The organism is Curvibacter sp. GW821-FHT01G03 (assembly GCF_059422285.1).
Genome location: NZ_JBWKWP010000003.1, coordinates 321,418 through 342,591 on the forward strand (window position 1 = coordinate 321,418; position 21,174 = coordinate 342,591).

The following is a 21,174-nucleotide window of genomic DNA, read 5'->3' on the forward strand; positions in this document are numbered from 1 at the left end:
CGAGGGCTCAAGTGGCCTCGCGCACCCAGCCCTGCACCCAGCCCTGCAGCAGCACACCCGCCACCAGAGCGCACAGCGCAGCGCCCTGGGCCAGGGCCTCAAAGCCGTGGTGGGTCAGCACCCAGCCCCCGCCGAATGAGCCCAGGCTGACGGCCAGGTAGGTGGTGCAGCTCAGGCAGGCCATGGCCAGTCCGCGCGCTCGTTCGGAGACCTGGGTGACCAGCGTGGCGGTGCCGGTCTGTGCCAAGCCTTGCAGCACCCCCCAGCACAGCATGGTGACCGCCAGGGTGGCTGGGTGGGCGGTGGCAGGGGCCAGGCCCAGCAGCAGGCAGGCCAGCAGCAGCAGGGCCCCGCGCAGCACCTGTGTCTTGCCAAAGCGATCAAGCACGCCGGCATTGAGCGTGCTGGCCATGAGGCCCAACCCATAGCAGGCCACGAAGAGGGCGAAGCCACCGCTGCCCAACTGCAGCTGGGATTGCACTGTCACCCCTAGAAAGGTGTAGACGCCGTAGAAGCTCAGCATGTCGAAAAAGTTCAGGGCCAGCAACGGCAGCGCTGCACGGTCCAGCCGCGGGCGCCGGGCCGGCGCGTGCCCCGGTGCCGATGGCGGGCCTGAACGGACCGCGCGTGGCGCCCCTTGGGTGGGCGAGGACGGCGGCGATAAGGGCTGAGGCAAGGGCTGAGGCAAGGGCGCGGCCGGCATGCGGCCTACCCGCCAGGCGGCCACGGCCGCCAGCAGCGCCACCGCGACAAAGGCCAGTCGCCAGCCCCACAGCTGGGCGATCAGCCCCCCGACCGGGATGCCCAGGGTCAGGGCCAGCGACCAGCCTGCCATCACACGGCCCATGGCCCGGGCCCGATCGGCAAAGGCGGTGCAGTCGCCCACGTAGGCGTAGCAGGCCGGCAGGAAGGCCCCCGCCGCCGCGCCGCACAGGGCTCGCGCGGCCACCAGCGTGACCAGGCTGTTGGCCAATGCGCACAGCAGGCCCGCCAGCACGAACAAGCCCAGGGCGGCCCGCAACAGGGTCAGGCGGGGTATCCGGTCGCCCCAAAGGCCCACGATGGGGGCGGCGCCCGCCAGCGCCAGACCATAGGCCGAGACGGCCCAGCCGGCCTGTGCCGGGCTGGCATCAAAGGTGTGGGCCAGATCCCCCAGCACGGGCGAGATGACCAGCCCTTCGACGCCGATGGCGGTCACTCCCAAGGTCAAGCCCAGCAAGGCCCAGGGCTGCAAGGGGGCCGGTGTCCCCTGGGCCTGGCGGATGGCGGCGGTGCTGTTGCCGCTCATGGCCTGGCCTCCGCCAGGCCGGGGCTTGAGCGCGAGCCCAAGGGCGGATGGGGCACAAAGCAGATCCAGGGCATGGCCAGGTTCGGACGCAGTTCGCGCACCACCTCCAGGCCGAAGTGGGTCGCGCACAAGGCGTTGGTGATGCAGGCCGAGGGCTGGGGGGCGGCCAGCAGCAGACGGCAGGCCTCGGCGTTCGAGTCAGCCTGCCGGGCTTGCACCCAGCACAGGCCCAGTTCGGGCAACAAGGGCGTGACTGCCGCATGGTGGATCAGCTGCTGCAGCCGAGGCGCGATCGGCCCGGTGCAGGTGGCCAGCACCAGGGCGGGAATGGGCATGATGAACACCTGGCTGGCCAGCAGGGCCTCGTCCATGATGAAGGCGTTGAGCCGGGGGTAGGCGGCCGGTACCAGCAGGGCGTCGGCCCGCCCGGTGCGCAGCAGCTCACGGGCGGCCTCGAAGGAGCTGCAGCCGACAGTCTCGCGGGCGCCACCCCAGCGGCGGGCCACGTGCATGCTGCAGGTCAGCTCGGCGCTGTCGTCGCCCAGGGTGGCCAGCCGCTGGTGGAGCGGCCTGGTTCTGGGCGGCCCACTCCCGGCTGTGGTGGCAGGCAGCGCGGCTGGCAAGCAGGCCGCGTTGCTTGCCGGTGGGGGCCGGTGCTGCGGGGCATGGGCCCTGGCAGCGGAGGAAGGTCGGGTGTGCATGGGGTGTCTCCCTGGGCTTGGGTGCCCTGGCCCACCGTGGGCCGGGCGGCTGGGCGAGTGTTGCAAGCACCGTTGGCCCGGGTCTTGAACATTCTTGCCAGACTGCCGGCCGGGCGCAGGCGCCCAGGTCAGCGGCATGGCCCATCAAAGGCCCGGCGGTTCAATGCCCGCACGGTCGAGGCCCAGGTCGTTCAACGGCCTGGCATTCAAAGGCCTGGCAGTTCAACACTTTGAAAGTGCCGGGGGTAGTGACCCGGTGTCACGCCGCGGAACTTCTTCAGTTCACGCGTCAGATGGGCCTGGTCCGCATAGCCGCAGTGCGCTGCCACCTGGCCCGCCGGCATCGCTTGAAGCAGCAGGTCCTCGGCCTGCTGCAGCCGCATCTGGTTGCGGAAGAACACCGCCCGCATGCCGAAGGTGTGCCGGAACGCCCGGCTGAAGGCGGTCGGGCTCAGTTGCAGGCCCTGGGCCCCCAGGGCCAGGGTGGGTTGGCTTTGGGTGGCTTCCAGCCAGGCGCGCAGCTCGGGTCGTTGCAGTGGGTGGGGGGGCAGGTGGCTGTGCTGTGCCCAGCCTGAGCCGGAGCCCAGCACGGTGCGGGCCATGTGCACGGCGGCGCCCAGGTCCTGCCGGTCCAGCGCCTGGGCCAAGGGCATGGCCAGGGCGTGGGCCGGCAGCACGGGGGCGCCCCGCCAGGCCGACCCGGCTGGGGCTGTGCAGGGTGCCGCAGCTGGGGTGCAGTGCCCAGGCATGGGCTCGGGCCAAAGAGGCACCGACCTCAGGGCGGACTCGGCCAGGTACAGGGCCTGGTATCGGGCGCCTTCGCTGCTCAGCGCCTGGTGGATCTCGAAGGGGGCGATCACCACCAGATCGCCCCGGTGTGCGGTGTAGGCCTGCCCGGCGCACTGAAAGTGGCAGGCCCCCTGGGTGATGGCCGCCACAAAGAACTGCTCGTGGAAATGGGGCTCGAAGCGGTGGGCACCGATGTCCCAGCGCAAGGTCCGGGCGTGGCGGTGCGGGGCGGCGGTGGCGAGGCTGGGGGGCGGGCTGTCGGGCATGGCAGTGTCCTGGGGCGTCGTTGCAGCCTAGCAAAGGACGGGGTGGCTGTGCTGGCGACTGGTAGGTCGATGTGGCCCGGGTGGCATGATGAGCTTCTTGCGAGTTTTTCCAGCCATTCGAAGTTCTGGCGGGAACTTTTGACTACACCCGATATTTCCCATCCGAGGGCTTGCTGTTTTTCAAATGGAAAACCCCCAGCCCGGTGCCACTAACGATCGGTATGTTGGTCCAGGCCGCATGCGATGGTATTTGGGATACTGAAAAAATAGAAATCAGGGCGAGGTCTGCGCCTGCCCCTCGCGCGCCCTGATCCAGGAATCGACCTGCGAGAAGTTCAGGGAGCGTGTGCTCAGGCAAGTGGCCGCCATCGTGCAGCCCATGCTCATACCTTGGGCTCTTCGATGCCTTGGTGGAAGGCCGCTGCGCGCGCCACCAGTTCGGGGCTGGCCGAGGCGTAGCCGAAGAGACGCTCCGGTGCGAGACGGGCGATCAATCGGGGGTCGGCGGGCACCTCAATAATCGCATGTGCGGGCTGAGCGCTGTCCCGGCGCTCGGTCTTGGGCACTGGCCGTCCCTGGCTGTCGGTGATCACCGCCACCCAGGGGGTCTTGGCATGGTTGCTGCGCTGGACCACCAGGCCGTATTCGCCCGAGGCCAGGCGCACGAACTCGCCCGGCGGGTACAGGCCGAAGATCTTCACCACGGCCGTCGAGATCGGCCCACCCTTGTCCTCACGGTAGAGCTGGCGGATCGCCTCCTGCGAACTCAGCGGTGTCCGCAACACCCGCGGGCTGATCTTGGCCATGAAGACGTCGGCCACCCGCAGGGCCACGGCGATGTCGGCCACCTCGGTCAGCTTCTGGGGGTAGCCGCTGCCATCAGCGCGTTCGTGGTGTTGGGCCACGGCGGTCAGCCAGTCTGGGTCGCTGACCCCGGCTTGCGCCAGCAGTGCCAGGGCCTTCTGCGGATGGGTCTGGATGGCGCTGCGCTGGCGTTCGCGCATGGGCACGTCCTGTGTCGCCATCTCGCCCTGCAGATCGTGGATGCCGACGTTCATGGTCAGGGCGGCCTTGGCCAGACTGCGCACACGGGCCTCGGGCCAGCCCAGCTGGCGTCCCAGCAACAGGCAGACGGTGGCGGTGTGGATGGCATGCTGGTAGCCGTAATAGAAAAGTTTCACCCCCTCCTGGCGCAGGCAGCGGTACAAGGCGATCTCGGGGTGGCTGGCCAGCAGGGTCTCAAGGTGATGCAAAAAACGGTCAAGCTGGTCTGGAAACCCGACCTGCACATCCAGCGTGTCGAGCAGGCGCTTGAGCACCAGGGTGGCCTGGTTCCAGAGCTCGAAGAGGTTCGGCGCGGCCAGCACGTCGCGGGCGCGATTGGTCTGGACCTGGGTCAGTGCGGCAGCCTTGATCTCTTCGACATCGACGAAAGCACCGCGCTCCAGCAGGGAATCGAGCTGCAGGTCGGAGGTCACCACATGGCCCTTGCCGAGCAGCAGCCGGCCATGCGCGTCGCGCACATTCCACGGCAGGGGATGCCCCAGTTCGACCTTGGCGCGCGGCAGGGGCAGCATCTTCACGGCAAGGCCTCCTCGTTGTTCGCGATAGGAACATGGCCGTCGAACGGTAATCCTGCCCCGGTGTAGGGTCAAGTAGGGGGATTCCGGGCCAATGGCCCCAGAGGCGCGGAGCGGTCGGGGTCTTCAGCCGCCCGCGGGTACGGCGTCGGTGTTGACCATCCAGGGCACGCCGAAGCGGTCAACCAGCATGCCGAAGCCCGGCGACCAGAAGGTGGCGTTGTAAGGCATGGTCACCTGGCCACCCTCGGAAAGTACCCGGAACAGGCGCTCGCCCTCGGCCGCGTCGCTCACCGGCACGGACAGCACAAAGCCTTTGAAGCCTTCGAAGGCCATGTGGGCCGGCATGTCGGAGCCCATCAGCACCAGGCCGCGGGCCTGCAGGCGGACGTGCATGATGCGGTCGCGGTGCTCGGCCGGCACCGGATCGCCCGTGGGCGAGTCACCGTAGCGCAGTTGCATGAGGATCTGGCCCCCCAGGCAACGGGCATAAAAGGCGAAGGCTTCGGCGCAGCGGCCGTCGAAATTCAGATAGGCTTGCATGCAGGTCTCCTGTCGAGGGGGGGGGCGAAGGTCAGGGCAGCAGGGCGGGCAACTGCAGGTCGAGTGTGCGTCGCTGATCGGGGTTCAGTTGCGACTCCAACTGGCGGGCCGAGGCCAAGAGGGCCTCCAGCAGGCCTTGCCGGCGTCGGGCCTCGTTCCAGCGCCGCTCCAGGGCCTGCAGGGCCGCCTCCTCGGTGCTGGCGTAACGGCCGCGCAAGGCCTCAGCGGCCCAGTCGACGGCCCGGTGCTGGAAGTCGTTCCAGGCCGCTTCCTGGACGGCTTCCAGCTGCAATTGCAGGCGCAGTGCCATCAGCTGGTCGGTGAACTGGTTCAGGCGCGAGTTGGGTGCGGCAAAGCCCCCTTCGGCACGCGGGCCACTGCCACCTGTGTTGCCACGTGAGCCGCCCAGGCCGCGCTTGCCGCCGAACTGGGCCTGGGCCGGGGCGGCCAACAGGCACAGGCAGAGGCAGGTCAGGAGCTGGGCTTTCAGTGACCTCATGGGGATCGGTCGGCGCTGGGCTGGCCGCAGCTGAGTCTGCCGATGGGTCTGCTTGGTCAAGCCGAACTGTCTGTCAGGCCTCGGCTGGCCCGCGACCGGGCGGGGCGGGGCGGGGGCTCAGGCAGGGCCAGCGCCGTGGTGCGCACCAGGTCGACCAGCCATTCGCGCTCGTCCCAGTGGTCAGGGTCGATGTGGAAGTAGGGCTTGCCGCCAGGGTAGGGGGGCTTTTCGTCGGCGCTTTTGAGCAGCGGGCGCGCCGCCTCGGTGGGTTTGAGGAACAGTTGGTCATCGCAGACCAGGCCCACCGGCTTGCCGGCCAGGTAAAGGCAGTATTCGCCGAACATCTTGCGCACCGACACCGGGCCCGCCGCGGCGAGCTGGTCCAGCAGGTGGTCGATGGTGCTTTGTCTTGTCCCCATGGTGTCCTCCGTGAATGGCCGGATGGGCGCATTGTGACCGCTTTGTCGCGCCCGCAAAACCCCTGATCCGGTGGCGCTTGCGCCAGCGCAAGAAGGCGGCTTCAGGGTCGCAGGGCCCCAGCGGGCAGCCTCATCACTGGAACGCCACCTCGGCAAAACTGCGCAGTTTGCGGCTGTGCAGGCGCGCCATGCCTTCGGCGCGCAGGATCTCCAGGGCGCGGATGCCGATGCGCAGGTGCTGGTCCACCCGCTCGCGGTAGAAGTGGTTGGCCATGCCTGGCAACTTGATCTCGCCGTGCAGCGGCTTGTCGCTCACGCACAGCAAGGTGCCGTAGGGCACGCGAAAACGGAAGCCATTGGCCGCGATGGTGGCGCTTTCCATGTCCAGCGCCACGGCGCGGCTCTGGCTAAAGCGGCGCTGCGGCTGGTTGTCGGGCAGCAGCTCCCAGTTGCGGTTATCGGTGCTGGCCACGGTGCCGGTGCGCATGAAGCGCTTCAGGTCGGGGCCGGCCACCTGGGTGACGTCGCTGACCGCGGCCTCCAGCGCCAGCTGGATTTCGGCCAAGGCCGGGATCGGCACCCACAGCGGCAGTTCTTCGTCCAGCACGTGGTCCTCGCGCACGTAGCCGTGCGCCAGCACGTAGTCGCCCAGTTGCTGGCTGTTGCGCAGTCCGGCGCAGTGGCCCAGCATGATCCAGGCGTGCGGGCGCAGCACGGCGATGTGGTCGGTGATGTTCTTGGCATTGGCCGGGCCCACGCCGATGTTGACCATGGTGATGCCGCTGTGGTCGGCCCGCACCAGGTGGTAGGCCGGCATCTGCGGCAGGCGCGGCGGCGGCGCCCCCAGCTCGTCGCCGGGTTCAGCCCCCAGGCCCACCCGGCGTGTCACCACGTTGCCGGGTTCGATGAAGGCGATGTACTCGCTGCCGGGGTTCTTCATCTCTTCGTGGCCCAGGCGAACGAACTCGTCGATGTAGAACTGGTAGTTGGTGAACAGCACGAAGTTCTGGAACGCGCGTGGCGAGGTACCGGTGTAGTGGCGCAGCCGGTGCAGCGAGTAATCCACCCGCGGCGCGGTGAACAGCGACAGGGGCAGGGCCTCGCCGGGCTTGGGTGTCCAGGTGCCGTTGGCAATGCCGTCGTCCATGGCGGCCAGATCGGGCAGGTCGAACACGTCGCGCATCAACTGGCGGCGCTCGGCGCTCATCTGGCCCTCGACGTGGTCATGCTCGCTGAACGAGAAGTGCACCGGGATGGGCTGGTTGCTGGTGCCCACCTCCAGCTCGACGCCGTGGTTCTGCAGCAGCAGGGTGAACTGCTCCAGGTAGTACTCGTGGTAAAGGTCGGGCCGGGTCAGGGTGGTTTCAAAGTGACCAGGGCCGGCCACAAAGCCATAGGCCAGGTGGGCAATCTCGGGGTTCTGCATGCTGCGCGACACGGTTTCGGTGTGGATGCGCACAAAGGGGTAGCAGGCCCGCACATGGCCCGGCAGGGTTTCGCCCTGCACGAAGCGCTGCATGCTGTCGCGCAGGTGGGCGATCTGCTGGTCGTAGATGGTATGCACCTGTTGCAACGCCGATTCGGCGCTGAGATGGCGGGTCGGGGCGATGAAGGGAGGTAAATACGGCATGAGTGCATTGTGCCGGTGTTGGGTTGGGTATCGCTGCTTCGCGCTGGTCGTTCTGCACCCTGTTTGAGGGCGGCGGCTGTGGTTGCACTTTGGTTGGTCCACTCCTTGGAGGGCCTGTTGTGCCGCTGCGCTCTGGTAGTTCTGCTCTTTGTTGTAGGTCGGAGGCCGGGATTGCGCCCCGGCGGGCGCCTCACTTTCTTTGTCTCGCCAAAGAAAGTAAGCAAAGAAAGGCGACCCGACGTGCACGCCCTGCTGCGCAGGGTTCGCTGCGCTGCTCAACTTGGGCGGGGTCTCGCTAAACTCGCTGCGCTCAAACAGACGCGAGCCCTTTTTCCGCCCAAGTCTGCGCTGCTCGCCGTGCCCGACGGGAGGGTGGGATCGGGAACCGACGGCTGCTGCTGCGCAGCGACGCCTGTTTGTTTCAATCGGAGGGCGCGGCTGCGTAGCAGCGCGGTGAGGCGTCAATGCTCTGCCCAACAGATCAAACAGCTAAACACCAGCGCTGCTGGATGCACAAGGTTCGCTGATTTCGCCAGTGCCTTCGCAAGCTCGCCCGCACCCGATCCCGCTTGCCCCGTGGGGCAGGGCCGAGCAGCGCAGTGCCAGGGGGATCAGGCCCCGCGTCTGTTTGAGCGCAGCGAGTTTAGCGGGGACCCCCCTGGCGCGAGCAGCGCAGGGAACCACGAAGTGGCCCTGACTTCGGGTCGCCTTTTTTTGCTTACTTTTTTTGGCGAAGCAAAAAAAGTGAGGCGCCCGCCGGGGCGCAATCCCGGCCTCCGCCCTTCAACGAAGCGCTGAACGAACAGAGCGCAGCGGCAGACCCACCTCATGTTGAGTGCAACAAAGCACAAGCCCCATTCGAGCCCCCAGCCAGGGCGCAATGACCGCCAAGTCACCCCCCCAACCCCATAGCCAGGATAATCCCCCAATGAACAGTTCGAACTCCGCCCCGGTCACCCAGGGCTTCGAGGCCCTGGGCCTCCCCTCCGCCGCCCTGCAGAATCTGGTGCAGCTCGGCTACACCGCCATGACGCCCATCCAGGCCGCCAGCCTGCCCCTGACCCTGGCTGGCCACGACCTGATCGCCCAGGCCAGCACGGGCAGCGGCAAGACGGCCGCCTTCGGTCTGCCCCTGGTGCAGAAGCTGGAAGCTGGCCGGCTTGACGTGCAGGCCCTGGTGCTGTGCCCCACGCGCGAACTGGCCGACCAGGTCACGCAGGAGATCCGGCGCCTGGCGCGCTCGGTCGACAACATCAAGGTGGTCACCCTGTGCGGTGGCGTGGCCTTGCGCGGCCAGACGCTCAGCCTGCAGCACGGCGCCCATGTGGTGGTCGGTACGCCCGGCCGCATCATGGACCACCTGGACCGGGGCAGCCTGCAGCTCAACAGCGTCAACACCCTGGTGCTCGACGAAGCCGACCGCATGCTCGACATGGGCTTTTTTGAGGACATCGCCTCGGTGGTGCGCCGCTGCCCGCCGCAGCGCCAGACCCTGCTGTTCTCGGCCACTTATCCAGAGGGCATCGACCAGTTGGCCGCGCAATTCATGCGAGCCCCCAAGCAGGTCAAGGTGCAGGCCCAGCACGACAGCAACACCATCCGCCAGCTGTACTTCGAGGCCACCAATGCCCAGCGCCTGCCAGCCGTGGCCCAACTGCTGAACCACTTTCGCCCTGAATCCACCTTGGCCTTCTGCAACACCAAGCAGCAGTGCCGCAACCTGGTCAGCCTGCTGCAAAGCCAGGGCTTCAGCGCCCTGGCCCTGTATGGCGAGTTGGAGCAACGTGAGCGCGACCAGGTGATGATCCAGTTTGCCAACCGCAGTTGCTCGGTGCTGGTGGCCACCGACGTGGCGGCCCGCGGCCTGGATGTGGCCAACCTGCAGGCCGTGATCAATGTCGATGTCAGCCCCGATCCCGAGGTGCATGTGCACCGCATCGGCCGCACCGGGCGTGCCGGCGCCGAGGGCCTGGCCCTCACGCTGGTCAGCATGGACGAGATGGGCTATGTCGGCCGCATCGAGCAGATGCAGGGCCGCGAATCCGAATGGCAGCCGTTGGACAGCCTGACCCCCACCGGCAAGGGCCCGCTCAAGGCCCCCATGGCCACCCTGCAGATCGTGGGCGGGCGCAAGGAGAAGATCCGCGCGGGCGACGTGCTGGGCGCCATGACCGGCGAGGCCGGCTTTGCCAAGGAGCAGATCGGCAAGATCAACGTCAACGAGTTCAGCACCTATGTGGCGGTCGATACCGCCATTGCGCGCGAGGCGGTGCGCCGTCTTTCGGCCGGCCGCATCAAGGGCAAGGTGGTGAAGGTGCGCCTGGTCGAAGGCGACGAGGCTTGAGCCCTCCCGCCCCCACCTTGCCTGCGCTGGGCCTGCCGGGCGCTGTTGCCCTGGTGGTGGGTGGGCAAGGCGGCGTGGGCGCGGCCCTGGCTGCGGGCCTGCGCGTTCGCCATCCGCAGGCCGGCGTCAGGGTGTCGGTGCGCCGCTCCAGCAGCGATGGGGCCCCTGCAGACGATCTGCTGATCGACCTGCAGGACGAGGCCAGCCTCGCGGCCGCGGCCCACACCCTGGCTGCCCAGTGCGCCGAGCAGGGCCAGAGCCTGCGCACCCTGGTGGTGGCCAGCGGGTTTCTGCACCAGCAGGGCGCCGGGCCCGAGCGCAGCTGGCGCCAGCTCGACGCGGCCTACCTGCAGCAGGCCTTTGCGGTCAACGCCATCGGCCCGGCCCTGCTGATCAAGCATTTCTTTCCGCTGCTGGCGCGCAGCGGCCCGGTGCTGGCGGCCTTTCTGTCAGCCCGCGTGGGCAGCATCGAAGACAACGCCCTGGGCGGCTGGTATGGCTACCGGGCCTCGAAGGCGGCCCTCAACCAACTGATGCGCACCGCCGCCATCGAGCTGCGACGCCACAACCGCGAGGCCGTGTGCGTGGCCTTGCACCCCGGCACAGTGGACACGGGCCTGTCGCAGCCCTTTGCCAAGCAGGGCCTGCGCGTGCGCCCGCCCGAGCTGGCCGCCGCCGAGATGCTGGACACCCTGGCGGCGCTGGGGCCGGCCGACAACGGCGGCTTTCGGGCCTATGACGGCAGCACGGTGCCCTGGTAGGGGCTGGTTCAGGCGGGGGGCATGCTGCGCCCCTGAGGGCCCCGGGGGCAATTGGGGACCAATTCCATGCCGAGATAGAGGTAGTAGGCGCGCACGGCCCCGCGCCCTGGGTGACGACCTTCTTCCTGCCATGTGACGTGCAAGCCCTCTGCGCTGGTGCAATACCGGACCTGCACCGGGCGGCCTCCATCTGCCCAGCGGAGCCACAGCGTCGGCCCGCGTTGTCGGGCGATGACCGTGCCGACAGGCAGCAGCAAGCCCGCGAATCCCCTGTCGGGTGGGGCGGGCGTGAAGCGGGCTCGCTGTCCAGGCAGCACCTGGTCTTGCTGCATCCAGTCGCTGTCCGTCGATTCAGCGAGTTGTACGCAGCAAGCGAGCTGGGCAGGCGCCCCAGTGAAATCAAGTGCCAGGAAGGCAAACCGTCGTTCCGGGTCGAGGGGCACGCCGCCCGGGGGGATGGCGACGGCTGCCTCCGGCCTGCGCGCATCGAGCAGCCCGATCTGGGACCGCTGCGCCTGCGCTGTGGCGTGTTGAATCAGGCAGCACAGGGCTATCGCCATCAGGGTGCGCGGCCTCTGCATTTTGCTTGCCACGGCGGGATACCTATCGCCCGTCATCAGACCAATGCGGTGGGTCGGAAATCAGTTTGTGAACGCCAAAGCTGGCGCCCAGCCGGTGGAGGTCGGAGTGCGATTTGAGTTCCACGGATTGCTGGTTTGCATTGACAAAGGACTTTTTGAGATAGCCCGTGACCGTCATGTCGATGGCCTTGCCATCCGTGTGTTTGGAGGTCAGTGCAGGCTTGAAGACGATCTCAAACGCCTGCACCATCTGTTCTGCTGCCATCCGTGACTTGAGCGTGTCAATATCGCCGTCAGGTTGCGTATGGCGCCACTGAATATCGACACCTGGCATGTCCGGCACCTTGTCTGGAGACAGATTCTCCCTCGCGATGCGCCAAGCATAGTGCATCAGGTACGCCCGCTCCGGGGGGCGAGTGGTGGCGTTGATTCGAACACGTGCACCACCGTTTTTGAGAGAGGCAATGAACCTCTCGATCCGTGGTCTGAATCCTGGGCCAAGATCCTGGGTGCTTTTGCTGGTTGGGAAACGATTCGCCCACTCTCTGCCACTCAACATGCATCAACCTCCATGATTTCTGTCGCTGCTTCGGTGTCTTTCGGACGCTACCGAATATGGGCTTGAATGGCTTGGCGGCGCACCACCACATGCCCGTCGGCGCATTTGGACTTGCGAGAGGTGATCGTTCGAGACGCGTTTTTTTGGGCAAAACATGTGCCTCTCGTCCCGTGGTGTTGGCAAGGTAAGTACCCGAAGGCATCGGCCTGTTTCAAGGGTGCCAGCGGTTCGGCGGCCGCGGCCTTGGCCGGGTGTCGTCAGGCGCTGACGTTTCGGGCAGCTTGGCCAGGGCCGGCCCCACATAGCGGGCCCGGGGGCGGATCAGCGCGCCCTGCTGCACTTGTTCGATGGCGTGCGCCAGCCAGCCCACGCAACGGCTCAGCGCAAACACGGTGAAGGGGCCGTCGGCCGGCCAGCCGTGTTGCCGGGCCAGGGCGGCCAGGGCGAAGTCGACCGTGGGGTGTTCGCCGGCGCGTTGCAGGGCCAGGGTCTGCAACTCGGCAAAGCCCGGTGGCAGCCGCCCGCCTGAGGCCATCAGGCTCGCCAGCAAGGTCTGGGCACGTACATCGCCGTCAGGGTACAACGGGTGGCCGAAGGCCGGGTACAGGCTGCCGCTTTGCAGCGCGGGCGCCAGAGCCGCCTCGGCCCCTTGCGCCAGGGTGGTGTCCACCAGGGCCTGCACCTGCGCCACGGCGCCGCCATGCAGCGGGCCCGACAGGGTGGCCAGGCCACTCAGCACGCAGGCGCTCAGTGCCGCCCCGGTCGAGGCGGTGACCCGGGTGGCAAAGGTGGAGGCATTCAGCTCGTGGTCGGCCAGCAGCACCAGGGCCTGACGGATGAGCTCGGCCGCCTGGGGGCAGCCCCATTGCTGGGCCAGGCGTTGATGCAGGGGGCAACCCTGGGCTTGGGCCGGCGCATCGTCGATCAGGGCTTCGGCCACCGTCATCAGCACCGAGGCGGCCTGGGGCGCCAGGCTGTCGGCTTGGGCGCCCAGGGTGGCCGGGTCGTGGGCTGCGCGTTCGGCCAGGGCCTGCAGGGCCCGGGTCAGGGCGGGCGCCGCCGGGCTGGGGCGGTGGGGGGCGTTGGCCAGGGGCCATGCCGGGCGGGCCTGCCACAGCAGCTCGGCCACCTCTTCGAGCGTGGCGCTTTTTGACCACGCCACCGCATCGCGCCCCCGAAAGCAAAGCCGCCCCTGGTTCACGGTGGACAAGCGGGTGTCCAGCACCGGGTCGCCCCAGCGGATGGTGGCGGCGGCAATCGCCTGGTCGCGGCGGCGTCCTGCCCGTCGGGCCGCCTGCTGTTGCACGTCCTGCGCGTGGTACAGGCTGCGCCGCGGGTCGGCCGGGTCGGGGCGGCTGCGGATGGCGTGGCGGCTGACCTGGGCATACAGGGTTTGCGGACGCACCTGCAGCACGTGCAGGGCTTGTTCGGCGGTGATCCAGCCCATGGGCTCCTCATGTGTCGATGGTGTCAGCCGCCATCGTGCCAGCGGGCGGGCGAACTGCCCAGGGGGCCCGCGGGCAGGGCCTGTTGCAAGGTCAGTCCGTCGATGCTCAGGGCCGGCCGCAGGCGGCGGGCCGGGCCCCAGGCGGTGGCCTCGGGCGTGGGCAGGAGGTCGGCTTCGGTTTCGGGGGCCAGGGCCGCGGCCGGGTTCGCGCTGGGGCGCTCCTGCAGCAATTGCCCGGTGCGCGCCAGGCTGGCCCGCCATTGGCTGCCCTGGCCCTGCTGCAGGCGCCGGGTGAGGCCGCGCAAGGCGGCGCAGGCCAGCAGGTAGCCGGTGGCATGGTCCAGGGCCTGCACCGGCAGCGGCACCGGCGGCGTGTCGTCGTCGCGCGTGGGGCGTCCCGCGTCGGCCACCCCGATGCTCATCTGCACCAGGCTGTCAAAGCCGCGCCGGCGGGCCCAGGGCCCGGTGAAGCCATAGGCATCGAGCGAGACGTCGACCAGTCCGGGGCGGCAGGCCTGGCGCTGTGCCGCCCCCAGCCCCAGGGCCTCCAGCGCATCGCTGCGGTAGCCATGCACCAACACATCGGCCCCCCTCAACAGGTCGTGGAATCGGGCCAGGCCGTCAGGGCTTTTCAGGTCCAGCCGGGCGCAGCGCTTGCCCAGCGTCACCTCGGGGGCCAGCGAGGGCTCGTCCCAGCCGGGCGGGTCGATGCGCAGCACCTCGGCGCCCAGCGCCGCCAGCAGCCGGGTGGCCACCGGCCCGGCCAGGATGCGGGTCAAATCGAGCACCCGCAGGCCTTGCAAGGGGTGGCTGCGCACCGGCTTCCAGCCCGGGGTGGCCGCAGGCAGGCCGGCCTGCCGCTCCAGCAACGGCGTGCTCTGCACGGCCTGCCCCTGCGGGTGGGCCTGCCACTGGCGGGCGCTGCGCAGGGCGGCGGCGCAGCCGCCTTGCGCCACCACGGCGCTTTCCAGCGCTTCGGCGGGCCAGGCCCGCACGGCTGCGGCCACGGCGGCGCGTTCGGCGGGGACGCCCAGCACGGACAAGGCTGCGGCCCGGTGCGCCGGCGCATTGGTGTGCAGCCTGATCCAGCCGTCGGCGCAGCGGTAGTCGCCGGCCACGGCGTCCCAGGCCGGGGGCAGGGCCCAGCCCTGGGGGCGCACCGACAGTGCAAACCACATCGAGGCCAGGCGCCGGTCCACCGTCACGGTCGGCGTGAGGTCCAGCCCGTGCAAGGCCTGTTCGAGGGTGGCCGCGGCCAGGCCGGCCGCCGCCATCGAGGCTGCCGCCAAGGGCGTGACCTCGAAGACCGAGGCCAGGGCGCCCTGGCCCTGGAAGCGGACGTGCGCCAGGGCAGCGGGGTCGCCTTCGACCGCCTGCCAGATCTGTTGCAGAAAGAAGGTGTCGGCGTGGTGTTCCATGAGGGGGTTCAGCAGAGGGGCGATGACTGGCCATTGAGCCCGAGTCCGGCGGGTTTGAACAGATTGATGGCAATCCTCAACAGATGAGCGAAACCCGCAAGAGGCCATTTTTCAAACTCGGTTAGACTTCTGGTCCTCTAGATGAGTTGGAGGCCGAATTGAACAAACAGCACTTGACAGTGGTGCCCCAGGGGGGCGTGGCCAACGCCGCCACGGCGCCGGTGCCGGGGCAGAGTCGCTATGGCGCCCTGGCCGCAGCCCTGCGCAGCCGCGTGGTGGCGGGCGAATGGCCACCCGGCAGCGCCTTGCCGGCCGAGCAACTGCTGGCGGCAGAACATGGCGTGGCTCTGGGGACCCTGCGCCGGGCCCTGGAGCTGCTGGCCGAGCAGGGCCTGATCGAGCGCGTGCATGGCAAAGGCACTTTTGTGCGCCAGGGCATTGCGGGGGCCTCGATGCTGCGCTTCTTCCGCTTTGGTGAGCACGCGGGCGTGGTGCCGGCCTCGCGCATCGTGTCGCGTCAGCGGGTGGCGGCCTCGGCAGCGGCCGCGCGGGCTCTGGGGTTGGCTCCGGGCGAGCCGGTGCTGCGCCTGCAACGCCTGCGCCTGATCGACGCCCAGCCCTGCCTGCTGGAAGACCTGTGGCTGCCCATGGACCTGTTTGCCCCCCTGGCCCAGGGTGACAGCGCCGACTGGGACGCTTTTCTCTACCCCATGTACGCCCGGGTGTGCGGCGTGCATGTGCAGCGCGCCGTGGACGACATCGGCTTCGGCCTGCTGGCTGCTGCCCAGGCGCGCCTGCTGGCCTTGCTCGCGGGCCACCCTGCGGCGGTCGTGACCCGCCAGGCCTACGACCTCAGCGGCCGCTGCGTCGAGTGGCGCACCACCCGCGGCGATGCCCATGCCTTTCACTACACCGTGACCCTGACCTGAGCCAGCCCCGCATTCACCCAGGAGACAAGACCATGAACAAAGCCATTTCCCGCATCGATCAACCCCGCCGACGCCTGTGTCTGGGCGCTGCGGCCACGCTGGCCGCCCCCTGGCTGGGCGCACAAGCGGGTCAAACCATTGCCGGCGGCCGCAACATCACCCTGGTGGTGTCCTACCCGGCCGGTGGCGGCGCCGATCTGATGGCGCGCATCGTGGCGCCGCGCCTGGCCGAGGCGCTGGGCCAGACCGTGGTGGTCGACAACAAGCCCGGGGCCAGCGGCCAGTTGGCGGCCAGCCAGGTGGCGCGCGCCACGCCCGACGGCAGCACCCTGCTGCTCGATGCCTCGTCCTTTGCCGTCAACCCTTCGCTGTATCCGCGCTTGCCCTACGACAGCGCCAAGGCCTTCACGCCGCTGGCGGTGCTGGCCACCTTCCCCAATGTGCTGGTGTGCACGCCGGGCTTCGAGGCCCAGTCGGTGCGCGATGTGCTGCGGCTGGCCCGGGCCAAACCCGGTGAACTGGCCTATGCGTCTTCGGGCAACGGCTCGGCCCAGCACCTGGCCGGCGCCTTGTTCGAGGCCCGTGGCGGCGTGCAGCTGGCGCATGTGCCCTACCGGGGCGGTGGCCCGGCCCTGAACGACGTGATGGGCGGGCAGGTGCCGCTGTTCTTTGCCAATGTGGCCTCGTCACTGGGCCACATCCAGGCCGGCAAGCTGCGCGCCCTGGCTGTGACCAGCCGTGTGCGCACGCGGTCTTTGCCCGAGGTGCCCACCATGGAGCAGGCCGGCGTGGCCGGCTACGAGGTGCTGGAGTGGAACCCGCTGCTGGCCCCCGCCGGCCTGCCCGAACCCACGCGCCTGGCCCTGGTGGCCGGCATCCGACGCGCCCTGGCCGATCCCGAGGTGCTGGGCCGCGTGCGCCAGCTGGGCGGCGACGTGTTTGCCGATGCCTCTCAGGCCAGCGCCGGCCGCTTCATCCGTGAACAGCAGGCGTTGTGGGCCCAGGTGGTGCGCGAGCGCAAGATCTCGGTGGGGTGAGCACGATGAGTCTGGTCATTGCCCCGCCCACGGCACAAGCGCCGCCCGCAGGCTTGCCCGCCCCGGGCTGGGATTGCCATGTCCATGTGTTCGATGCCGAGGTGCCGGTGGCCGCCGGGCATTACCAGCCCGTGCATCGGCCCTTGTCAGACATCGAAGCCCTGGCCCAGGCCCACGGCGTGGGGCACCTGGTGCTGGTACAGCCCAGCGTGTATGCCTGCGACAACCAGGTGCTGCTGCAGGCCCTGGCCCACGAGCCGGGCCGGCACCGGGGCGTGGTGGTGGTCGACGCCTCGGTCACCGACGCCGAGCTGGCGCAGATGCAGCAACTGGGTGTGCGTGGCGTGCGCTTCAATCTGGTGTCGCCGGTGGGCAACGGGGCGGACGATCTGGTCGCCCTGGCGCCCCGGCTGAGCGCCCTGGGCTGGCACGTGCAGTGGTATGCGCGGGCGAGCGATCTGCCCGCCATCCTGGCCTGGCACAAGCGCACCGGGCTGCCTTGCGTGCTCGATCACCTGGCCGGCCTGCAGGCAGGTCTGCCGGACGATGATCCTGCATGGCAGGCGCTGGCGCTTCTGCTGACCCTGGGGGCCTGGGTCAAGTTGTCCGGCTGGTACCGCTTGGGGGCGCAAGCCCCTTATACGGCACTGTCGGCGTCGATCCAGCGGGTGGTCGAACTGGCGGCACGCCATGCCGGGCCGGGCCAGGCGCCCCGCCTGGTCTGGGGGTCTGACTGGCCGCACACCTCATTCGCGCCGGAGGCCTTGCCGGCCTACGACAGCGTGTGGCAGCCAGTGCTGCAGTCCGTGGGGCCGGTCATGGCCCAGGCCGTGCGTGAGGCTGGGCAGCGGCTGTACGCCTGAGGCCCCCGGCCATCAGCGCAGCTGAATCTCCACCCGGCGGTTGCGTGGCTCGTCCACTTCGTCGCCGGTCTGCACGGCCAGCTCGCGCTCGCCGCGGCCCACGGCTTCGATGCGGTTGGCGGGCAGGCCTTGCTGCACCAGCAGTTCGCGCACCTGCTGGGCGCGGCGCAGCGACAGGGCGTCGTTGCCGTCGCCGTTGCCCTTGGTGTCGGTGTGACCCACCACCAGGATCTCGACCCCGGGGAAGCGGGCCGTTTCGGCCTGGATGCGTGGCAACTCGGCTTGCGATTCGCCCGTCAGTCGCGTGCCGCCAGGCTGGAAGAACAGCACGTAGCGCACGGGCTTCGGGGGCGCGATCTTGAACAAGGGGTCATAGGTCTGGCGCACCTGTTCGGGATCGGCCTGGTCGACCACCGGGGCCTGGTTGGCCCGGCTGCTGGCGCGCTGGAAGGGCTCGACCAGCGTCTGGCTGGCGTTGCCCGATTGCACGACCACCCCAGTGGGGCGGCCATCCTCCTGGGGCAGCAGCACCACCTGCACGCGTGGCACCAGGGGCTTGGGGGGCGGCGGGGTAGAGCAACCGGCCAGCGCGGTCAAGGCCAGCAGCGAGCACAGGGCAAGGCGACGGGCGATCATGGCTGTACCTCCTCGCTCACTTCGACAATGAAGTCGGTGCCCAGCACGCCAATGGTGGAGGTCGGCGTGGTGATGCGCACCGACTCAGGGCGGGTCTTGCCAATCAGGCCGGTGATCATGCGCAGTGTGCCTTTGACCACCGACAGCACCATGTTGCCTTCGTTGGTGGTTGAGTTGAAGCGGAACTCTTTCAGGTCCAGGGCACTGTCGGGGCCCAGCATCAAGGTGCTGCCGTCGCGCAGCACCAGGCTGACCGAGGCCCCCTTGCCGGTCTGCACCCGCTCGCTGGCCGCCACTTCGTCGCCCGAGTTCAGTGGGCGTTCACCTTGCGGGCCTCGGGCCAGTACCTGGCCATTGACCAGCTTGACGGTGGCTGCGCGCTCGCGCAGGGCGGAGGCCGCGGTCGCGCTGGTGGCTGGCGTGGTCGTGCTCGCGGGCGCCGGGGTGTTTTGTGCCCGGGCCTGGCCCATCAGCAGCGCCAAAGGCAGCAGCGCAGGCCATAAAGGCGACAAGGCGGACCATCGGGGTCTGGCGTGGGAGTGGAGGGGCTTGGTCATCGATTCAATCGTTGAGAAAGGCCCGTGCATGCAATGGCACACTGCGGCACTGCCTTGTGAAAGTGTTGAATATTAGAGCGAACAGTAACATTTCAGACGAACGGTATGTTAACAGCGCGTCTTTTTTCAATTTTTGTCAGCTATGAACTTGAAAGGGTGAGCTTTTGATCAGCGTGATTCAACGTGTCAGCGAGGCCTGGGTGGTGGTGGATGGCCAGACGGTGGGCCGGATTGGGCCGGGCCTGCTGGTGCTGGTGTGCGCCGAGCGGGGGGACACCGAGGCGGTGGCCGAGCGCCTGCTGCAGAAAATCCTCAAGCTGCGCATCTTCAGCGACGAGGCCGGCAAGATGAACCGTTCGGTGCAGGACCTGGACGGTCAAGGCCGGCCGGGTGGGCTGCTGGTCGTGAGCCAGTTCACCCTGGCGGCCGATTGCACCGGTGGCAACCGCCCCAGCTTCACCCAGGCGGCGGCCCCCGATGACGGCCGCAGGCTTTATGAGCACCTGGTGCAGCAAGCGCGCACCCAGCACACGGAGGTGGCCACGGGCATCTTTGCGGCGGACATGAAGGTGCACCTGGTCAACGACGGCCCCATCACCATCCCCTTGCGCATGAACTGATTCAGGCGGGCTGCAGGCGCTGGGCGGCACGCATGGCGTCGTCCACGCTCCAGTACAGCGTCAGGTGGCCGTTGTGACCATCGGCCAGGCCCTGGCGCAGCAGGGCCTCGCGGGGCTTGTCCTTGACCCGGGCCAGCAGCAGCACCCGCTCTGCCTGATGCAGGGCGGCGGCGAATTCGGCCAGGGCCTCCATCACCGTGGTGTCGAAATCGTCGCTCATCTCCAGACTCAGCACCACCACGCGGGCGTTGCGCTGTTCGGCCCGCTGGCGCACCACGCTGAAGACCTGCTCGGCATTGGCAAAAAACAGCGGCTCTTCGGGCCGCATCACCAGGATGCCGGCCTGCACCCGGGTTTCGGGGTGCCGTTCGCAGTCCAGGTAGTCGCGCGTGCCGGGCAGCAGGCCCAACTCGGACACCAGCGGCTGGGCAAAGCGCCGCAGCGCCAGCAGCAGCGACAGGGCCACCGCCAACAGCATGCCGAACAGCACGCCGAACCCCAGCACCCCAGCCCCTGCCACCAAGGCCAGCCAAGCATCGCTGCCCAGGCGCAGGGTAGCGATCATGGCCTTGGGCCACAGGTTGTGCGAAAGAATGCCCGCCACCACCGCGGCCAGCACCGGCACTGGCATCAGGGCCAGCCAGGGCCGGGCCAGCCAAAGCAACAAGGCCAGTGCCAGCGCGGCGCCCAGGCCCGCCCATTGGCTGCGTCCGCCGGCCGAGTGGCTGGCCATGGCGGCCGAGAAGCCCGCACCGACGGGCAGCCCCTGCACCAGGCCGCTCACCAGATTGGCTGCGCCCAGCGCCATCAGTTCACGGTTGGCGCGCACTGTGTGGCCGTGCTGCAGGGCCAGCGAACGCACCGAACCCCAGGATTCGGCGAACAGGATCAGCAGCAGCGCCGGGGCAATTTCGGCCGCCCGCAGCCATTGTTCGGTGCGCAGCTCGGGCCATTGCCAGCCCAGGCCCTGCCAGTCGATGTCGCCGACCAGCTTCACCCCCTGATCGCCCAGATCCAGGCCCGCCGACAGCGCGATGCCCAGGCCCAGCACCAGCAGCGACGGCGGTACAAAGACCCAGCGCTGGGCCACCTGGCGCAGCGTCAGCCACAACGCCAGCGCACCAAAACCCAGGGCCAGGCTGGCCTGGTGCCACTCGGCACGGGCTTGCATCAGCTGCCACAGCAGGGGCAGCGGCAGGCTGCCATGCCCGGCCACGCCGGCCATGTGGGGCAGCTGCTTGATCACGATGGTCACGGCCAGGGCCCAGGCAAAGCCACGCAACACCGGCCGCGAAATGAAGGCCCCGAGGAAGCCGGCGCGCAGCAGCCCGGCGGTGAGGAACATCAGTCCGGTCAGCCCCACCAGGGCGTAGCCCATGGCCGGACCACCGATGGCCACGGCCGAGGCAAAGACTGCGGCAGCGGACGAGGTGGGCGCCACGATGGCGAAGCGGCTGCTGCCCAGCAAGGGGTAGACGCAAAGCCCCACCAGCGCGGCGATCAGGGCGTGAAGGGGCTCGACCCCGGCAATGGCGGCATAGGCCACGGCCTCGGGCAGCAGCACGCCGGCCACCGACAGGCCGGCCAGCAGGTCGGCACCGTGGCGGCGCAGCAGCCCCGGGGGGGCCGCCTCGGTGACCGGGTCTGGCGGGGTCAGGGGGGTGCTGGCGGGATCAGAGGTGGACATGGCGGAAAGAGCCGCACCGG

20 protein-coding genes and 1 pseudogene are annotated in these 21,174 nt (G+C 69.0%); 7 read left to right on the forward strand and 14 right to left on the reverse strand.

All coding sequences use genetic code 11. The annotated features are described in order from the left end of the window. Positions 1–7 precede the first annotated feature (7 nt). The 3 genes from AC07VS_RS05700 to AC07VS_RS05710 form a co-directional block, all read right to left on the reverse strand. Positions 8–1,288: an MFS transporter gene (locus tag AC07VS_RS05700; RefSeq protein WP_494750401.1), complete on the reverse strand. Its 1,281-nt coding sequence runs from the start codon at positions 1,286–1,288 to the stop codon at positions 8–10. After that, positions 1,285–1,989: a hypothetical protein gene (locus tag AC07VS_RS05705; protein WP_494750402.1), complete on the reverse strand. Its 705-nt coding sequence runs from the start codon at positions 1,987–1,989 to the stop codon at positions 1,285–1,287. Before AC07VS_RS05705 ends, AC07VS_RS05700 begins: the two co-directional genes overlap by 4 nt. 206 nt (positions 1,990–2,195) lie before the next feature. After that, positions 2,196–3,044: a helix-turn-helix domain-containing protein gene (locus tag AC07VS_RS05710; RefSeq protein WP_494750403.1), complete on the reverse strand. Its 849-nt coding sequence runs from the start codon at positions 3,042–3,044 to the stop codon at positions 2,196–2,198. Positions 3,045–3,157: 113 nt separating this feature from the next. On the opposite strand from AC07VS_RS05710, the pseudogene AC07VS_RS05715 reads away from it, so the two are divergent. Then, a pseudogene (locus tag AC07VS_RS05715) lies at positions 3,158–3,355 on the forward strand (DUF1493 family protein); the annotation flags it as partial. 72 nt (positions 3,356–3,427) lie between these two features. Here AC07VS_RS05715 and AC07VS_RS05720 read toward each other — a convergent pair. From AC07VS_RS05720 to AC07VS_RS05740, 5 genes are all read right to left on the reverse strand, one after another. Further along, positions 3,428–4,621 carry an HD-GYP domain-containing protein gene (locus AC07VS_RS05720; protein WP_494750438.1) on the reverse strand — a complete coding sequence of 398 codons (1,194 nt, stop codon included), beginning with the start codon at positions 4,619–4,621 and terminating at the stop codon, positions 3,428–3,430. A 129-nt stretch (positions 4,622–4,750) separates the two neighbouring features. Continuing rightward, entirely contained in the window at positions 4,751–5,167 is a 417-nt protein-coding gene (locus AC07VS_RS05725) for a VOC family protein (protein WP_494750404.1), read from the reverse strand. A 31-nt stretch (positions 5,168–5,198) separates the two neighbouring features. Further along, complete coding sequence (locus tag AC07VS_RS05730) at positions 5,199–5,666, reverse strand: hypothetical protein (protein ID WP_494750405.1); 468 nt, start codon at positions 5,664–5,666, stop codon at positions 5,199–5,201. Between the two features lie 56 nt (positions 5,667–5,722). After that, positions 5,723–6,085 (reverse strand): TfoX/Sxy family protein, encoded by a 363-nt coding sequence (locus tag AC07VS_RS05735; protein ID WP_494657814.1) that lies wholly within the window; start codon positions 6,083–6,085, stop codon positions 5,723–5,725. 133 nt (positions 6,086–6,218) lie between these two features. Further along, a complete protein-coding gene (locus AC07VS_RS05740; protein WP_492350171.1) occupies positions 6,219–7,715 on the reverse strand; it encodes an AMP nucleosidase in 1,497 nt (498 codons plus the stop codon). A 928-nt stretch (positions 7,716–8,643) separates the two neighbouring features. Between AC07VS_RS05740 and dbpA the strand changes: the two genes are divergently transcribed. Beyond that, a complete protein-coding gene (gene dbpA / locus AC07VS_RS05745) occupies positions 8,644–10,059 on the forward strand; it encodes an ATP-dependent RNA helicase DbpA (protein WP_494750406.1) in 1,416 nt (471 codons plus the stop codon). After that, complete coding sequence (locus tag AC07VS_RS05750) at positions 10,056–10,820, forward strand: SDR family NAD(P)-dependent oxidoreductase (RefSeq protein ID WP_494750407.1); 765 nt, start codon at positions 10,056–10,058, stop codon at positions 10,818–10,820. Before dbpA ends, AC07VS_RS05750 begins: the two co-directional genes overlap by 4 nt. Before the next feature lie 603 nt (positions 10,821–11,423). Here the strand turns inward: AC07VS_RS05750 and AC07VS_RS05755 are convergent. The 3 genes from AC07VS_RS05755 to AC07VS_RS05765 all read right to left on the reverse strand — a co-directional run bounded on the left by AC07VS_RS05755 (position 11,424) and on the right by AC07VS_RS05765 (position 14,825). Next, a complete protein-coding gene (locus AC07VS_RS05755) occupies positions 11,424–11,792 on the reverse strand; it encodes a hypothetical protein (protein ID WP_494657810.1) in 369 nt (122 codons plus the stop codon). 379 nt (positions 11,793–12,171) lie between these two features. Beyond that, a complete protein-coding gene (locus AC07VS_RS05760; RefSeq protein ID WP_494750408.1) occupies positions 12,172–13,407 on the reverse strand; it encodes a citrate synthase in 1,236 nt (411 codons plus the stop codon). A gap of 23 nt (positions 13,408–13,430) precedes the next feature. Further along, positions 13,431–14,825, reverse strand: coding sequence for a CoA transferase (locus tag AC07VS_RS05765; protein ID WP_494750409.1), 1,395 nt, complete (start codon positions 14,823–14,825; stop codon positions 13,431–13,433). Between the two features lie 158 nt (positions 14,826–14,983). On the opposite strand from AC07VS_RS05765, the gene AC07VS_RS05770 reads away from it, so the two are divergent. From AC07VS_RS05770 to AC07VS_RS05780, 3 genes are read left to right on the forward strand one after another with little or no spacing between them, the layout of a single operon-like run. Next, on the forward strand, positions 14,984–15,754 hold the full coding sequence (locus AC07VS_RS05770; RefSeq protein ID WP_494750410.1) for a GntR family transcriptional regulator: 771 nt from the start codon (positions 14,984–14,986) through the stop codon (positions 15,752–15,754). A gap of 32 nt (positions 15,755–15,786) precedes the next feature. Beyond that, positions 15,787–16,791 carry a tripartite tricarboxylate transporter substrate binding protein gene (locus AC07VS_RS05775; protein WP_494750411.1) on the forward strand — a complete coding sequence of 335 codons (1,005 nt, stop codon included), beginning with the start codon at positions 15,787–15,789 and terminating at the stop codon, positions 16,789–16,791. A 5-nt stretch (positions 16,792–16,796) separates the two neighbouring features. Next, the gene (locus AC07VS_RS05780; RefSeq protein ID WP_494750412.1) at positions 16,797–17,654 is read left to right on the forward strand and encodes an amidohydrolase family protein; all 858 of its coding nucleotides are present in this window, start codon (positions 16,797–16,799) and stop codon (positions 17,652–17,654) included. Positions 17,655–17,666: 12 nt separating this feature from the next. Here the strand turns inward: AC07VS_RS05780 and AC07VS_RS05785 are convergent, their stop codons facing one another. Continuing rightward, positions 17,667–18,290 carry an OmpA family protein gene (locus AC07VS_RS05785; protein ID WP_494750413.1) on the reverse strand — a complete coding sequence of 208 codons (624 nt, stop codon included), beginning with the start codon at positions 18,288–18,290 and terminating at the stop codon, positions 17,667–17,669. Further along, entirely contained in the window at positions 18,287–18,847 is a 561-nt protein-coding gene (locus tag AC07VS_RS05790; protein WP_494750414.1) for a FecR family protein, read from the reverse strand. Before AC07VS_RS05790 ends, AC07VS_RS05785 begins: the two co-directional genes overlap by 4 nt. A gap of 164 nt (positions 18,848–19,011) precedes the next feature. Between AC07VS_RS05790 and dtd the strand changes: the two genes are divergently transcribed. Further along, positions 19,012–19,467, forward strand: a complete 456-nt coding sequence (gene dtd / locus AC07VS_RS05795) for a D-aminoacyl-tRNA deacylase (protein WP_494750415.1) — start codon at positions 19,012–19,014, stop codon at positions 19,465–19,467. Position 19,468: 1 nt separating this feature from the next. Here dtd and AC07VS_RS05800 read toward each other — a convergent pair whose 3' ends face one another. Then, positions 19,469–21,154, reverse strand: coding sequence for a SulP family inorganic anion transporter (locus tag AC07VS_RS05800; RefSeq protein WP_494750416.1), 1,686 nt, complete (start codon positions 21,152–21,154; stop codon positions 19,469–19,471). Positions 21,155–21,174: the final 20 nt, after the last annotated feature.

Bases quoted from the DNA above. Each gene is read 5' to 3' on its own strand.
- AC07VS_RS05700 (WP_494750401.1), bottom strand. From the start codon at position 1,288: ATGAGCGGCAACAGCACCGCCGCCATCCGCCAGGCCCAGGGGACACCG.
- AC07VS_RS05705 (WP_494750402.1), bottom strand. From the start codon at position 1,989: ATGCACACCCGACCTTCCTCCGCTGCCAGGGCCCATGCCCCGCAGCAC.
- AC07VS_RS05710 (WP_494750403.1), bottom strand. From the start codon at position 3,044: ATGCCCGACAGCCCGCCCCCCAGCCTCGCCACCGCCGCCCCGCACCGC.
- AC07VS_RS05720 (WP_494750438.1), bottom strand. From the start codon at position 4,621: ATGCTGCCCCTGCCGCGCGCCAAGGTCGAACTGGGGCATCCCCTGCCG.
- AC07VS_RS05725 (WP_494750404.1), bottom strand. From the start codon at position 5,167: ATGCAAGCCTATCTGAATTTCGACGGCCGCTGCGCCGAAGCCTTCGCC.
- AC07VS_RS05730 (WP_494750405.1), bottom strand. From the start codon at position 5,666: ATGAGGTCACTGAAAGCCCAGCTCCTGACCTGCCTCTGCCTGTGCCTG.
- AC07VS_RS05735 (WP_494657814.1), bottom strand. From the start codon at position 6,085: ATGGGGACAAGACAAAGCACCATCGACCACCTGCTGGACCAGCTCGCC.
- AC07VS_RS05740 (WP_492350171.1), bottom strand. From the start codon at position 7,715: ATGCCGTATTTACCTCCCTTCATCGCCCCGACCCGCCATCTCAGCGCC.
- dbpA (WP_494750406.1), top strand. From the start codon at position 8,644: ATGAACAGTTCGAACTCCGCCCCGGTCACCCAGGGCTTCGAGGCCCTG.
- AC07VS_RS05755 (WP_494657810.1), bottom strand. From the start codon at position 11,792: ATGCACTATGCTTGGCGCATCGCGAGGGAGAATCTGTCTCCAGACAAG.
- AC07VS_RS05760 (WP_494750408.1), bottom strand. From the start codon at position 13,407: ATGGGCTGGATCACCGCCGAACAAGCCCTGCACGTGCTGCAGGTGCGT.
- AC07VS_RS05765 (WP_494750409.1), bottom strand. From the start codon at position 14,825: ATGGAACACCACGCCGACACCTTCTTTCTGCAACAGATCTGGCAGGCG.
- AC07VS_RS05775 (WP_494750411.1), top strand. From the start codon at position 15,787: ATGAACAAAGCCATTTCCCGCATCGATCAACCCCGCCGACGCCTGTGT.
- AC07VS_RS05780 (WP_494750412.1), top strand. From the start codon at position 16,797: ATGAGTCTGGTCATTGCCCCGCCCACGGCACAAGCGCCGCCCGCAGGC.
- AC07VS_RS05785 (WP_494750413.1), bottom strand. From the start codon at position 18,290: ATGATCGCCCGTCGCCTTGCCCTGTGCTCGCTGCTGGCCTTGACCGCG.
- AC07VS_RS05790 (WP_494750414.1), bottom strand. From the start codon at position 18,847: ATGACCAAGCCCCTCCACTCCCACGCCAGACCCCGATGGTCCGCCTTG.
- AC07VS_RS05800 (WP_494750416.1), bottom strand. From the start codon at position 21,154: ATGTCCACCTCTGATCCCGCCAGCACCCCCCTGACCCCGCCAGACCCG.